The sequence below is a fragment of the Moorena sp. genome, from assembly GCF_982860115.1.
Map to the genome: position 1 here is coordinate 1 of NZ_CEYLVT010000003.1, position 14,894 is coordinate 14,894.

Here is a 14,894-nt window from a genome sequence, read left to right on the forward strand (position 1 = left end):
TAGGGAGTAGGGAGTAGGGAGTAGGGACTAGGGACTAGGGAACTAGTGATTAGTTATTCCTCAAAACTGTTAGACATTATTTTATAACTCATCACTAAACTTCCTCAGCCTTAAATTGCTGTTGATTCAGATAATAATAATGTCCCCGTTTTGCCATTAACTCTTTATGGGTTCCCCTTTCAATCAATACTCCTCTATCCATCACTAAAATTAAATCCGCATTCCGGACTGTAGACAACCGATGAGCAATCACTAATGTTGTCCTCCCTTTGAGAATCTGATTTAAATTATTCTGAATAATCCGTTCGGATTCGGCATCTAAATGGGAGGTGGCTTCATCCAATATCAATAACTGGGGATTCCCTAACAAAGCCCGTGCGATCGCAATCCGTTGCCGTTGTCCACCAGACAACATTCCTCCGCCTTCGCCAATCTGGGTTTCATACCCCATGGGCAACTGTTTAATAAATTCATCAGCACCAGCCAATCGTGCTGCTTCCATAATCTCGTCTAAACTAGCAGCGGGATGACCTAAGCTAATATTTTCCCGAATGGTTCCACCAAACAAAAACGTATCTTGGTCTACTACTCCCACTTGCGATCGCAAAGACCCTAAGGACAAACTCGTAATATCGAGTTGATCAATCAATACTTTCCCATCCGTAGGTGGATACAATCCCAATATCAATTTAGAAATCGTGGTTTTTCCTGAGCCACTGCGTCCCACTAGGGCTACCATTTGTCCTGGTTTAACTTCAAAGGAAAGATTTTCCAGTACATTCACCTCACTTTCTGGGTGATAGCGAAACGTTACCTTATCAAAGCAAATGTGACCTTTCATTGGTGGTAAGGATTGACGGGCCTGCTGCTGCAAATCCTCCTCTGGTTCGGCATCCAACACATCATTAATCCGTTCCATAGCAATTACTACTTCCTGGAATTCATTCCATAACACCGTTAACCGCTGGAAGGGAGTAATCACATTTCCTAGCAGCATATTAAAGGCCACTAATTGCCCAATCGTTAGCTGATTTTGAATTACTAACCACGCTCCGTACCAAAGTAGGGCTGTTGTGGCTACGGCTTCAATAGCATTGCTAAAAACTTGTAGCCTATTACTGATAACTTGCCCACTAAATCCCTGTTTTATCTCTTTATTTAATAACTCTTCCCAATGCCAACGTACTGTTTGTTCTACTGCTGTGGATTTAACCGTTCGGACACCAGAAATGGTTTCAATCAGATAGCTATTCTCTTTGGCGTAAGCCTGAAATATTTCCCGAGAAATTCTCCTTAAAAACGGTGTCGCGATTAACGCTAGTAGGAAAAATGGCGGCACAATCACTAAGGCCAACAACGCCATTTTCCAACTGTACCAAAACATCAATCCTACATAGATAAATACTGTTAGTAAATCCAGCAGAATTGATAAGGCTTCTCCGGTAAGGAACTGCTCAATCTTGCGGTTTTCCTGGACTCGTGATATAATGTCACCAACATAGCGGGACTCGAAAAACGAGAGAGGCAACCGCAGTGTATGGCGAATAAATCCTACAATCAGCGCTGCATCTACTTTATTAGCCGTGTGGTCTAGTAGATACTGTCGCAATCCCATCATAGCCACTCGAAATAGGCTAAACATTAGTAGCCCTAACCCCACTGCCATTAAGGTTAGCCCAGAGCGCTGCACCACCACTCGGTCTAAAATTAGCTGGGTGAATAAAGGTGTAATTAATCCAAATATCTGGATAAATAAGGAAGCGATAAACACTTCGAGCACCACTACCCCATGGGGTTTCATTAACTCAAAGAATTGCCAGAAGGTAGTAGTGGTCTCTTTAGCATCCTTGATTAACGCAGTCGGTTGTAGCAGCAGTGCATAACCGCTCCAATCTGCTTTAAATTGCTGGTGGCTGAGGGTACGTTGACCAATGGCTGGGTCAGCAACAATAACGGAATTTTTGGTTATTTGATAAACAACAATATAATGTTTACCTTCCCAGTGAACAATGGCTGGTAGTTTTTGTTTGGCTAGCTGGTCAAGACTAGCTTTAACCGGACGAGTAGAAAAGCCAATACTTTCTGCTGCTGCTGATAATCCCCGCAGTGATGCACCATTACGGTCTACATTAGCGATATCTCGCAAACGATTGACACTAAACCGTTTTCCCCAATAGCGAGATACCATTACCAAACAGGCGGCACCACAGTCAGAACCACTCTGCTGGGCAAAAAATGGATAGCGTCGGATTACCCGTTGCCATAAATGTCCCACTCGTTGCTTAGGATTGGGAAAATAGGCTTTACTAATCGTTTTGGCAGGTGTGGATGGGGGAGGAGGTGATGAGCTGATGGGTTGGGGTGATGGAGTGGGCTGGGTGTCGGAGTCAACCAGTACTGAATTTTGCCTACGGGCGTACTCATACAGATGGTCTCGGATCTTAGGATATTTGCTAATTAGTGGAAACAACAACTCAGGGGTGAGATAGCAAAGCTGAAGATTCCGAGAAGCCCTCGCTGAGTAAGGCAAAAAGGATGCATCGGGAAAAAACGTCGATTCCCCAAACGAGTCTCCCTCTGTCAAGGTGGCAAATTTTTCGCCAGCACTGTTGAGTAATCTGACCTTGCCGGTAATCACGATATAAATACCAGCTTCCGCTTGTTCAGCTTGCCAAAACTGGCCGACTTTTGGTTCGATAAATTTTATCTGTTTGAGAATCCGGGAAAATTCGGCATCATTAAAGGAATGCCCTAGGGTATCCCTCAGCTGCTGAGAAGAAATTGGGGCTAAATTTTGAACCATAATCCTCTAAACCTAAAAAATCTTCGAGGGAGAGTTAGCGTGCTAGATGGCAGGGTCGCTATATCCAGGCAAAATCCTGTGGTAATATGAAGGCAATGTAAAGTGATCAAAAACTCACTGTCTTAATGCAATAGCGAGTGGCGCATGGGTCTGTGTGCGGAACCTGCGTCCGCACCTGTCTTGATGCAAAGCGCGAGTGGGGGGAACCCCCGCAGGTCGGTAATGGTGCGTTTTCCGTTGGCGAATTAAATTCGCCACGGGTCGCACCTCTGCATCGCTCTCCAGCCCCGTGGAAACCAAGCCAGTTGCTCATGGGGGAGACCCCCGCAGGTCGGCACTGGCTCCCCAAGACCGTAATGGTGCCCTTGACCTAGGCGAAAATTCGCCACGGGTCGAACCTCTGCATCGCTTTATATTTGGGTTGCCATTCGAGCTTCATACCGAAACAACATAATTTTTGTAGGGTTTTGCCACCACCAAACTAATCAATCAAAGTATGATGGTTGCGGTGCGACAGGGCGTGAGGTTGAAACGCCTACTGGAAAGCGCACCAACAGAAAGGCGCGAAATTAAAAATTGAAGTAAACCCACAGTTGTTAAGAAGAGCCTGCCGGATGTAGGAGTCTGTTGACAGGGTTAAAGTCAACGTGGTTTTAACCCTCGGGCGTTGGGCTAACCACAGAATCAACACTGTTTTAACCCGTTAAGATGTCAATATCAACCAATTTAAAGGAAATTAAATAACCAAGATGGAAGAATAATCCTATTCTTACCGGTAGTCTGGGTATTATATAACAGAAGATTGTTCTGTGAAAAGCGTTTTTAGTATCCCTAGGCAAAAAACCAAGACTATCACAGAAGCCAGTCAGCGGACTAATCTAATGTGGGCGAATCTAATTTGCCTATCTAAGCTGATGGGCAGATGGGGGCATGGGGGCATGGGAAGAGGTATTGACGTTTTTACCCCAATATAGTAAAGCATAGTCTTTAAATTTTGATTAGCTTAGGGATTGATCCTAACTGAGTCATAGGTCATGGAGAAAATATGAAGGATGAAGGGTGAAGTATCAAGTATGAAGTATCAAGTATGAAGTATCAAGGGTGAAGTGGAGCGATAGAACCTATGGCTCCTATGTTAATTAGACCCAATTAGCGATCACCAATTACAATCAATCACTAAATGAAACATGGACTTGATGCCTACGCTCACTTGGACTCCCCATCCACAGTTGGGAACCTCGTGCCAAGCTAATTGCCCTATTGACCCTAATTTTCGCGTTTTCCTTTGTACAGCATTTGATAGTGCTACCACCGATGGTGGCTCTGACCCTAATTTTTTATCGAGTCTCTCGCCTGCCACTGTCCTTTCTGTTGAATCGGTTGCGCTATCCGGGATTGTTTCTGTTAGGGATTACACTGCTACTCCCCTTCACAGTAGGCACTACCGTGATCATCCAGTTTGGTCCAATCGCCCTGCGACAGGAAGGACTGCTAACCTTAGTGCTGATTGCCACCCGTTTCCTATGTATTCTCACCATTAGTGTGATTTTATTTGGCACTGCACCCTTTTTGACCAACATCAAAGCTATGCGATCGCTTGGTCTGCCCTCACTGGTTGCGGATATGACTCTGTTGTCTTACCGCTATATTGAGCAATTTAGTAACGACCTAGCTAAAATGAAGCGGGCAATGCAGCTGCGAGGTTTTCGTGGCAAAGGACCAAAGCTTTCATGGCAGGAATTTGGAGGTCACCCAGTTGCTTCGTTACTGGAATTCTTCGCCCGTAGTTACCGTAACCTTAGAGTTTTAGCGTCCCTAACCGGAACACTTTTGGTGCGCAGTTACCAGCAATCCCAGCAAGTCTATCAAGCGATGATTTTACGAGGGTATAGTCACACCTCTCAATTTATGGTTTCTGAGAGTTCTGGTGTGACAATAGGGAGTAGAACACAGAGCTTTTCATTACCCCTTCCTAGGGGAAAGCGTAGGTCGTCTAGTACAAACACTGCTGGTTTCCACCACTACATTGCTTTGGCACTCACTAGCTTGATTTCAGTAGGATTTGTGATCGCAGAAATTCTTTTAACAGAACCATGACCGAAGGGAATTCAGACTGATCAATGATGAATAATTAATGGTCATCAAATCAAGGTAATATTGATTCCGGTTAACGACTTATAAGTTTAGGGTTTGGGTTGGAGTTTTGTTAATTTAAATTTAATTAAATTAACATTTAAATTAACACTTAACAAAATTCCCTCACCCCGACTATAAGTGATTAACCGGAATTAATATGGCTGAGAATTTATCCTAGCCTACACCGAACGCTATTATGCGAACCGACTTCATCCTTGGCCTTAAGGCCGTAGGCCACGCTCCGCGAACGGCCACGCTACGCGAACAGACTTCATCCTTCAGACTTTTACCGTGACCCAGCAAAAACAAGAATTTTTTTACCGAGAAGATTACATTGAACCCTATCAGTCACCTACTTCCTTACACTACGCCCTTGCCATTGATAATCTGTATTTTTCCTACCCAGAGCAACCGGATAGTTTACGCAATATCAATCTCACCATTAAGCCAGGGGAACGGGTAGGTTTGATTGGTCCAAATGGTGCTGGTAAAACTACCCTATTCCTGACCATCTGCGGCGTTTTAAAACCAACTAGGGCAAGAGTAATGCTGTTATTTGGCAAACCCGTGGTAGTGGGTGAGTTTCGTCCAGAAATTGGTCTGGTGTTTCAGAATCCCGATGACCAGTTATTTTCCCCCTCGGTCTGGGATGACGTAGCCTTTGGACCAGAGAATATGGGGTTACCAGCGGTTGACGTGGAGCAGCGAGTTCAAGAAGCCCTATCCGTGACGGGTGTGGAACACTTAGCGGCTCGAGTTCCCCACAACCTGTCTGGGGGTCAGAAGTGTATGGTAGCGATCGCAGGGGTTTTAGCCATGGGTCCATCCCTAGTGCTTTACGATGAACCCAGTGCCAATCTTGACCTTCGTTCTCGGCGTCGCTTGATTAGCTTTTTGAAAGGGTCCGAGGAGACAATACTGATTTCTTCCCATGACCTAGAACTGATTTTAGAAGTATGCGATCGCGTTTTGCTACTTGACGAAGGACAAATTATTGCTGACGGTCCTCCTCAACAAGTGATGGCTAATCAGCAGCTGATGGAGGCTCATGGTTTGGAAAAGCCTCACTCTATAGTGTCTGTTATCAGTAACCCTTGAAAAGTTAGTCGTTGGCGGTTGACTGTTTACTGTTAACCGTCAACAATGATTAACTTGGTCAGGATGGTGCTGGAGTATATGGTGCTGGAGTATATCAATTACCTTCCCCACTTAAAAACTGCTGCTCCCCAAGTCAATCCTGCACCAAAGCCGGAGGTAACTATAATATCTCCTGATTTAATTTTCTCAAGCCGCACTGCTTCATCCAACACTATAGGTATAGAAGCCGCTGAGGTATTACCATATTGGGCGAGATTACTTAGAACCTTGTGCTTAGGAATATTCAGACGTTGGGCAACTGCATCCAGAATCCGCTGATTAGCTTGATGCAAGACCAGCCAATCCACCTGTTCAGTGGTGATATCGGCTCGGAATAATGCTTTTTCAATCACTTCTGGTACCTTTTGCACCGCAAAGCGATAAACCTCTTTGCCACTCATGGTAATGGGTTGATAAGTCCCTTTAGCAACAGTCAAACCCTTGACAATTTCCTGGTCTTGTGGTTCATAGGCTAACTGAAGACAGCTATTTTGGGTACCATCACTACACAGTGCAAATCCCAGTAAGCGATCGGATTGATTTGCCTGCAAAACTACAGCCCCAGCACCATCTCCAAATAGTACACAAGTACTTCGGTCTGACCAATCCACCCACCTTGAGAGAATATCCGCACCAATCAGTAAGACATTTTGGTACAGGCCAGTGCGGATAAATTGGGACGCTGTAGCCAGTCCAAAGACGAACCCAGAGCAGGCTGCGGTTATATCAAAGGCAACTGCTTTTGATGCTCCCAGGTGTGCCTGAACTTGATTAGCACTACCAAACAGATCATCTGGGGTTGAGGTGGCTAGGATAATCAGATCTAGGTCTTCAGGAGCAATTCCAGCCATAGCGATCGCACTATGAGCTGCCGTAGCAGCCATCTCACTTAGACTCCCTTGTGCATCCATCAGATGCCGTTTCTGAATTCCGGTACGGCTGGTAATCCACTCATCCGATGTATCAACTATCTGGCTTAGTTGATGGTTATCGAGGGTAACCTCTGACGCTGCGGAACCACTTCCGGTAATAGCAATGCCTGTTCCTAGTTGATTCAAGGCTCTTCTCCATCAGTTGCATCCCATGTTTTTCTCTTCCCAAGTTCGCTGCTTAGGGAGAAGACAAAAAGACTGGTCATTGGTCTATCTTGCCATCAATGCCACACTCAACTATAGCACACAAGCCTTAAACAACTATGTTGTGAGGCTTGTGAGACGCTCAAGCTAACAATCTGCCATTATGACGGAACCGATCATGCCTTACTCCTCACTGCTGGAATTAGTAGCGACTGATTTCTTAGATCTTTTGAAGTGATTAGCTTTAATCCGCTCTAGTACTTGGTGATCAATGGCTTCTTTAGCCAACCGAATAGCGTTAAAAATCGATGGGGCTTGGGAGCTACCGTGACTAATAATACAAATTCCTGCCACCCCCAAGAGTAGAGCACCGCCATGTTCGGCATGATCCATACGCTGCTTAATCCGCTTCAAGTTGGGTTTTAACAACGCTGTACCTAGCTGACCTTGTATCCCTTGAGGCAGTTCTTCTCGGATAATTTGCAGCATCACCTCCCCTACTGCTTCGGCAAACTTGAGCAGTATATTGCCCACAAAACCATCGCACACAATTACATCAAATTCACCTGAGAGTACATCTCTACCCTCAGCATTGCCAATAAAGTTTATTCTGGAATTCTTTCGTAGCAGTTGATGAGTACGGATGGCCAAATCATTGCCTTTACACTCTTCTTCACCAATGTTTAGCAGACCCACCTTAGGCTCTTCCATGCCCAAGACATACTTGCTATATACTGACCCCATGATGGCAAACTGCTCTAGATATTTAGGGCGACAATCCACAATTGCCCCCACATCCATTATAATCACTGGCTTGCCAGCCATGATGGTAGGAAACACTGCGCCAATTGCGGGACGGTCAATCCCTGGCAGACGCCCTAAGCGCAATAGAGCCGCTGCCATGGCTGCCCCAGAGTGCCCAGCACAGACTACAGCGTCAGCACGTCCTTGCTTGACTAAGTCCATGGCTACGTTAATAGAAGCCTTGGGCTTACGCTTCAAGGTCACCAAGGGTTCTTCATCCATGGCAACGACACCATCAGCAGCTACAATTTCTATCTGACTTGATCCGTGGTGTTGGGAAATAGAGGATCTAATTTGCTCAGGATCCCCTACCAACAATACCTCTACCCCTAATTCAGCTTGTGCTCTAATAGCTCCAGCAACTATTTCATGGGGGGCATAATCCCCGCCCATAGCGTCTATTGCGATTCGTGCGCCAGTCGATGCCATTGCTCAAAGTTTATAGAAACCTTCCACATCTTACCAGAACCATTACCTGGAATAAGTAAACAATGTGATCTGTTTGACTTGAGGTTTGGGACCGGTTAAGCCTTGGATGGTGACATGTTCTTAAAGTTACCGTAAGAATAGGGTCGCCTTATAACAACAGTTTTAACCCTTTTACCATAGCCGACCAACCATAAAGGCTCCACTATTAATCAGGTTTCGTCTTCTCAACAGAACTGTTCAGTAGCAGCATTGACTATCTAAAATAGAGCAGCCTCAACAAACAAATGTGGTGTAGTGAATGCTAAAACAACTTGCTGCTGGGATCCTTGCCGGTGCGTTTGTCGTTATATCTGTGAAACTATGGAGAAGTCTACAACCGATCAACCTTGATCAAGCTCAACTGATGGCTTGGCGGGATACCTCTTTGTTTAGCTTGCCAGCTGAACCAGACCCGTCTGCTGAAGCGATTGTGGCTGAATTCATAGAAAAATGGCGTGTTCAAGGTTCAGCAGTTAAGCAAGGAGTATGGATTCAATCGGGACTGACTAGACTCGCGACCCACCGGGGAAATGTTCCAATACCCGCAGCTTCAATCACAAAAATTGCCACTAGTCTAGCGGCATTACAGCAATGGGGACCAGCTCATCAATTTGAAACTAGAGTCAGTGCCACTGGAATAGTTAAAGATGGGGTATTGCAGGGAGATTTGGTAATTACTGGTGGTAGCGACCCGTTTTTTGTGTGGGAAGAAGCGATCGCATTGGGTAATAGCCTAAATCAACTGGGAATCCGCCGCGTCACTGGGAATTTAGTCATCATTGGCAATTTCACTATGAATGATAAGGATAACCCAGAAATTGCTGGTGGCCTACTCAAGCAAGCCTTAAAATCCAGCAGCTGGTCTTGGCAGATTGTCCGCCAGTATCAATCCATGCCCAAAGGAACCGAGAAACCCCAATTAGAAATTGCTGGTAATGTAGTCGTATCTGATACTCCCATTCCGAAGCAAGAATATCTGTTACTCCACAAGTCTTTGCCCCTGGTAGATATTCTTAGAGAGATGAACATCTACAGTAACAACGACGTATCTCAGATGTTGTCTCAAGCCATTGGGGGTGCTCAGACAACCGCTCGCTTGGCGGCTAGGTCAGCTGGTGTACCCGGTAGCGAAATTCAGTTGATTAATGGCTCTGGTTTAGGTATGGAGAATCGAATTTCCCCCCGTGCTGCTTGTGCTATGCTCATGGCTATTGAGCGCTTTTTACAGCCTTACGAGCTTAATCTTAGGGATGTTTTTCCCCTAGCTGGACGGGATACTAAGGGAACCATGCTCGACCGTAACATTCCCCCAGGGGCTGTGATTAAAACCGGAACTCTCAGAGAAGTTAGTGCTCTAGCTGGTTTTGTCCCAACACGCGATCGCGGTTTAGTGTGGTTTGCCATCATTAATGGTGGCAACGATATCCTAGAATTTCGGGCAAAACAGGATCAGCTACTGCAACGCCTTTCTGTCGAGTGGGGTGCCCTGACCCAAAAGAGTAGCAATCAAACCCATAAACCATTGATCATTGGTGATCCCAAGCGTATTGAAAAAATCAGCAGTGCCTTGCTGATTGAAAAGAAAAAATAGCAAATAGATATCGAGTTGGCTTGACCGTTGACGGTCAACGGTCAACTTTGGTCAACGGTCAACGGTCAACAGTCAACGGTCAAGGGTTGAGCAACGGCTCCAAATCCAGTCTCAGCAATAAATTAATTTAGGCTACAGTCAACCTTGGCCAAAAGGCCACGCTAAGCGAACAACCTTTAACCTTCAACCTTTAACTTTCAACCTTTAACCTTCAACCTTTAACCTTCAACCTTTAACCTTGGCCAAAAGGCCACGCTACGCTAACAACTTTAAACCAGCTCAAGGAATAATTTCTGTTACCACTCTTTCCCCAACACCACTAGTTACAACAATATCTTGAGCTTCAAGGTTACCCACTGCTTTATCACCAGTCGTATTAAATTGGGGTGAAACTTGTTCATATATTACATTACCTGAGGCTTCCATGTGTTGGGTGGGGATATCCCAAGTTAGCTGATTAGCGTATAGTTTGGCTTGCTTACGGCTTCCCTCCCCTTGTACTCCTCCAGTTAACCGAACTACTTTCTTACCCAAATCTACCCGTCCCCTGTTAGCTGTTACCATTAATTTCTCCTTCTGGTGAACAATTCTAACCGGCTGATCGGACACAACAGTTTTATCATTCAAATTCCAAACTGCTGAATTAGTCGATATCAGGACCGGTGGTTCGACCGAAGTCAACTGCACATTTTTCTTGAGAGTTGCTATATTTGCCTTAAGGTTTACCTCAGACTTATCTGCTTCCACTCGTTCTGTTACTATCTTATTTTTATAGCGCTCAATAAGTATCCTTTTGTTACTAATTACCTTCTGTTGTTCGATTTGCCAGAGCAAACGTTCTGTTTTCATTTGCAAGTTTGGGTCTTTCGATATCGCTGCTACTTGACCAATTAATTCCAACTTCTGGGTTCGACTTAAGTAACGCCCTTCCTTTGCGGATGCTTGTAGTTTAGGGTGATTACCTTTAACGTTATTGCGGATAACTAACAAATCTTCCTTAGGTTTCCACTCAGACTCATCACCTCGTAACACAGCACCATTACGGGGATCAGTAGCCGTGACCTGACCTTTGAGAAACACTATCTCACCATTCTCTAGGATTTTACCACTCTCGGCTGACACCTGTAAAATCAGTTTCCCATCTTGATACAAATCCCCATTGGGTTTGTCAATGTAAGCGATTTTTCTATCTGGAGAGTAAGTCGCTTTATCTCCTGTAACTTTCCATAGAGGACGACCTTGCTTATCTGACTGATCTAGAGTAACGTTTTTAAAGACTAGACTTCCTTCAATTTTTTCAGTAACTTTAGTGTCTTCCTGAACTTGATTTAATGATTTCGGCTCACTATTACAAGCAGATAATGAGTAAACCGTGAAAATCAAAATAAAAAATTTCAGACATCTCTTGGAGTATAAAAACATATGGCAAAAGGAGCGTGTGGTTAGGATAAATGACTATAAAATAATCGATACAAAGCTTACTCAGAAAGACTTGTATCGATTTAAAAAAGTAATTTTTATAAAAATTGCTTTCTAGGAAATGCTATAGTATAGGAATCCTGAATCATTTGTAAAATATGCAAAATCGTAAATCCTTACTGGGCAAGGGTTATAGCGATAGCTTCGCCGAATATATTTCACGAATCCTATAGGATTGCTATATAGCAACCCTATAGGATTTGTGACAAGTGAGCGGGTTGAAACCCAGGTATAACAAGGATCACGTTTCGGAAAATTACCACAACCTATTTAGGATTGCTATAGTTATTACTCCTTAGTTATTGAAGTTTTTATAACCTCTATAGTTCCTGGGGGGCGACAAGCCCCCCAAAGTTTTTACCAGCTCTAGGTTTAAGGTCACTATGATCCCAAACGATACCTAGACAATCATGAGCATATTTTCAATTACTGAGAATTCAATTCCTGATTATTTCCTTCAAGTTGGATATAAGTTTTGTAACTGAATTGACCAAACCCAGATGAGTTAATGATTATAGGTGACCTGTTACCCCCTCAGCTATACTTGACTTAGTTGCTTAGCTTTCAGTTTTTAGATGGTTTACCCTACTCCAATAAAGTCTGTATTTAAACTATAGGAGGGCAAAGCATCGGACATAAACTATAGGTTTTCAGCCACTAATTACTGCCCGAATGCTACAAGACATGAGAAAGAAACCCCCACACACTTAAATCGTAGTTTGGACCCCATCAGACAGGCCCTAATCACCAATTACTAATTACTAATCACTAATCACCAAACTATTTGTGCTGTTCATCCATCACATTGAACCCAGATAACGGACGGTAAGTATAGTTTTGTTTGGGTGTTTTTTGGATACTTTCTTGGATGGTATCAAGGTCAATATAGCGGTCGGCTACATTAATTAGACTATCACTGGTCATGGAGCGTAGGCTGACCACCTCAACCCGAACTCCCCGATAACTGACAGAATCGACTGCATAGGCAAGATCCCCATCACCACTGACTAGAACTGCTGTGTCGTAGGAACCCACTAGTGCCATCATGTCAACAGCAATTTCTACATCCAGATTAGCTTTTTTTGAGCCATCTGGTAGCTGCACTAAATCTTTGGCAATTACTCGGTAACCATTACGACGCATCCAGAGCAGAAAGCCCTGCTGCTTCTCATTCGTACGATCAACACCAGTGTAAAAGAAAGAGCGTAGTAGCCTAGATCCTGCTGTCAAACGACACAATAGCTTAGTGTAGTCAATTTCAATCCCTAGTTGTAGGGCAGCATAAAATAAGTTTGAACCATCGATAAAGATGGCAACACGACCACGGTTTTCTAAGACTTGTTCAGGTGTAAAAATTGGGTCATGATTATAATGGCTCAGCATTTTTATTATACCTCTTTGTTAAAAAAAAAAAATTAAAAAACTTTTTACTTAATCAGCATTAAGGTAATATGCCGATTAAGTTTTTGGTTAATAAGACGGAACCAAATTAGGTGAGTTCCAGTCGTGCAAATACCGGTTTGGGTTTTCCTAGCTTCTGGTTTTGAGGTAAAACCCCCCAACATGCATGGGATACATAGGGCGCAGCCAAAAAGATGTGTTCTTTTTGGCTAAAGTCGATGGCAAAACCTAGTTGTTGGTAAATCTCCGTACTAATACTGGGAATAATCGGTGATAATAGATAGGCAGCTAAGCGCACTGACTCTAAAACTGTATATAACACTTGTTCAACCTCTTGCTGTTTTCCTTGTTTATACAAGCTCCAGGGAGCTTGGTGATCTAGAAATTTGTTACTGGCTCGAATCAGAGTAAATATTTTTTGGCAAGCTTGGCTAAACGCTAGGGATTCATAAGCCCTAGCGACTTGTGAACCGAGATCTAAGCCAATTTCGAGCAGAGGATTGACCTGTGAAATATCTGAGCCAGTTAAACCTGGAACAATACCTTGACAATACTTTTTAGCCATCCCCAAGGTGCGATTGAGCAAATTACCTAGGTCATTGGCTAAATCCGCATTGACGATATCTATAAAACGGGTTTCACTAAAATCCCCGTCTCGCCCAAATTCAATCTCTTTTAGAAAATAATAGCGAATTGCATCAGCACCGTATTTATCTACCAACTCCACTGGGTCTAGGGTATTGCCTAGACTTTTTCCCATTTTTTGACCATCTTTGGTCAGAAAGCCATGACCAAATACTTGACCTGTAACAGGTAGAGAGGCTGACATTAACATGGCAGGCCAGTATACAGCATGAAAGCGCAGGATGTCCTTACCGATAAGATGTAAATTGATCGGCCACCATTTTTGTAAGGCATTATCAAGAGTTGGTTCACTATCGGGATCCAATAGGGCAGTCACGTAGCCTAGTAAGGCATCAAACCAGACATAGATGGTGTGGCTGGGATCAACCGGTACTGGGAAGCCCCAATCGACATTCAATCGGGAAATCGAAAAATCCTGTAGTCCCTGACTGACAAAACTCAACACTTCATTACGGCGACTTTCCGGTTGGATAAAATCCGGTCGCTGTTGGTAAAGTTCTTCTAGCTGTTTTTGGTATTTAGAGAGCCGGAAAAAGTAGTTTTGCTCATCCCGCCACTCCGCTTCTTGATTGGGGTGAATCGAGCAGCGGTTTCCAGGTAGAAGTTCCCGTTGCTCTTTAAATTCCTCACAGGAGACACAGTACCACCCTTGTTGTTGACTCAGATAAATGTCACTTTTATCCCAAACCCGCATGAAAAATTCTTTGACAATGGCTTGGTGGCGGTTAGCAGTAGTGCGGCTGAAACGGTCATACTGGATATTGAGCTTTTGCCAGAGGACATCAAATCCAGCAGCTATCTTGTCGCAATGTACTTGAGGATCTACCCCTTTAGTTTCAGCAGTCCGCTGAATTTTTTGTCCATGTTCATCTGTACCTGTAATTAACAGTACGTCTTTGCCCTGTAACCGTTGAAAACGAGCTACTGCATCAGATGCCATGGTGGTATAGGCACTGCCGATATGGGGTAAGTCGTTCACATAGTAAAGGGGTGTTGTAATGGCAAATGTATTTTTAGTAGTATTCGTATGAATCATATGAGTGTTAAAAACGCCCTCCAGCCAACTGATTTAACTTATTTAAGTGATTTACAACCTAGTGTATGGCTACTAGTATTAATTTTAGTTGTTAGTTTATGTAGTATTTATCTAATCAGATGTACTTAAGTTTTAACCTTTTATAAAAAGTATCTGTCGCTACTTTTTAGTTGACGTTACTCAAAATTGTTTATTATCTTGTAACTCATTCCACCTATTTTAGTTGTGGGGTTTCGAGTCATTACTCCTTAGTCTGTTACTTATGAGTAAGGAGTAATGATAAGCAGCCGATAAGTTATCCCACTCCCTTGAAGGAAT

The 14,894-nt window shown here is 43.8% G+C and carries 10 protein-coding genes; 4 read left to right on the forward strand and 6 right to left on the reverse strand.

The genetic code is table 11. From position 1 onward, the window contains the following. Positions 1–94: 94 nt before the first annotated feature. Positions 95–2,803 (reverse strand): ABC transporter transmembrane domain-containing protein, encoded by a 2,709-nt coding sequence (locus AC4II3_RS00965; RefSeq protein WP_488016107.1) that lies wholly within the window; start codon positions 2,801–2,803, stop codon positions 95–97. 289 nt (positions 2,804–3,092) lie between these two features. Here AC4II3_RS00965 and AC4II3_RS00970 point away from each other — a divergent pair, with 289 nt between their 5' ends. The 3 genes from AC4II3_RS00970 to AC4II3_RS00980 all read left to right on the forward strand — a co-directional run bounded on the left by AC4II3_RS00970 (position 3,093) and on the right by AC4II3_RS00980 (position 6,037). Continuing rightward, complete coding sequence (locus AC4II3_RS00970; protein ID WP_488029089.1) at positions 3,093–3,257, forward strand: hypothetical protein; 165 nt, start codon at positions 3,093–3,095, stop codon at positions 3,255–3,257. A gap of 806 nt (positions 3,258–4,063) precedes the next feature. Continuing rightward, the gene (locus AC4II3_RS00975; protein WP_490722756.1) at positions 4,064–4,900 is read left to right on the forward strand and encodes an energy-coupling factor transporter transmembrane component T family protein; all 837 of its coding nucleotides are present in this window, start codon (positions 4,064–4,066) and stop codon (positions 4,898–4,900) included. A gap of 372 nt (positions 4,901–5,272) precedes the next feature. Continuing rightward, on the forward strand, positions 5,273–6,037 hold the full coding sequence (locus tag AC4II3_RS00980; protein WP_488007167.1) for an energy-coupling factor ABC transporter ATP-binding protein: 765 nt from the start codon (positions 5,273–5,275) through the stop codon (positions 6,035–6,037). Between the two features lie 98 nt (positions 6,038–6,135). Here AC4II3_RS00980 and AC4II3_RS00985 read toward each other — a convergent pair whose 3' ends face one another. Beyond that, complete coding sequence (locus tag AC4II3_RS00985; RefSeq protein ID WP_488007111.1) at positions 6,136–7,134, reverse strand: beta-ketoacyl-ACP synthase III; 999 nt, start codon at positions 7,132–7,134, stop codon at positions 6,136–6,138. A 201-nt stretch (positions 7,135–7,335) separates the two neighbouring features. Beyond that, on the reverse strand, positions 7,336–8,385 hold the full coding sequence (gene plsX / locus AC4II3_RS00990) for a phosphate acyltransferase PlsX (protein ID WP_488007113.1): 1,050 nt from the start codon (positions 8,383–8,385) through the stop codon (positions 7,336–7,338). Positions 8,386–8,683: 298 nt separating this feature from the next. Between plsX and AC4II3_RS00995 the strand changes: the two genes are divergently transcribed. After that, positions 8,684–10,015 carry a D-alanyl-D-alanine carboxypeptidase gene (locus AC4II3_RS00995; RefSeq protein ID WP_488007115.1) on the forward strand — a complete coding sequence of 444 codons (1,332 nt, stop codon included), beginning with the start codon at positions 8,684–8,686 and terminating at the stop codon, positions 10,013–10,015. Between the two features lie 279 nt (positions 10,016–10,294). Here the strand turns inward: AC4II3_RS00995 and lptC are convergent, their stop codons facing one another. The 3 genes from lptC to metG form a co-directional block, all read right to left on the reverse strand. After that, positions 10,295–11,437, reverse strand: a complete 1,143-nt coding sequence (gene lptC / locus AC4II3_RS01000) for an LPS export ABC transporter periplasmic protein LptC (RefSeq protein ID WP_488007117.1) — start codon at positions 11,435–11,437, stop codon at positions 10,295–10,297. A gap of 837 nt (positions 11,438–12,274) precedes the next feature. Beyond that, positions 12,275–12,877, reverse strand: coding sequence for a LabA-like NYN domain-containing protein (locus tag AC4II3_RS01005; RefSeq protein WP_008182130.1), 603 nt, complete (start codon positions 12,875–12,877; stop codon positions 12,275–12,277). Positions 12,878–12,983: 106 nt separating this feature from the next. Next, complete coding sequence (gene metG, locus AC4II3_RS01010) at positions 12,984–14,600, reverse strand: methionine--tRNA ligase (protein ID WP_488007169.1); 1,617 nt, start codon at positions 14,598–14,600, stop codon at positions 12,984–12,986. Between the last annotated feature and the right edge of the window lie 294 nt (positions 14,601–14,894).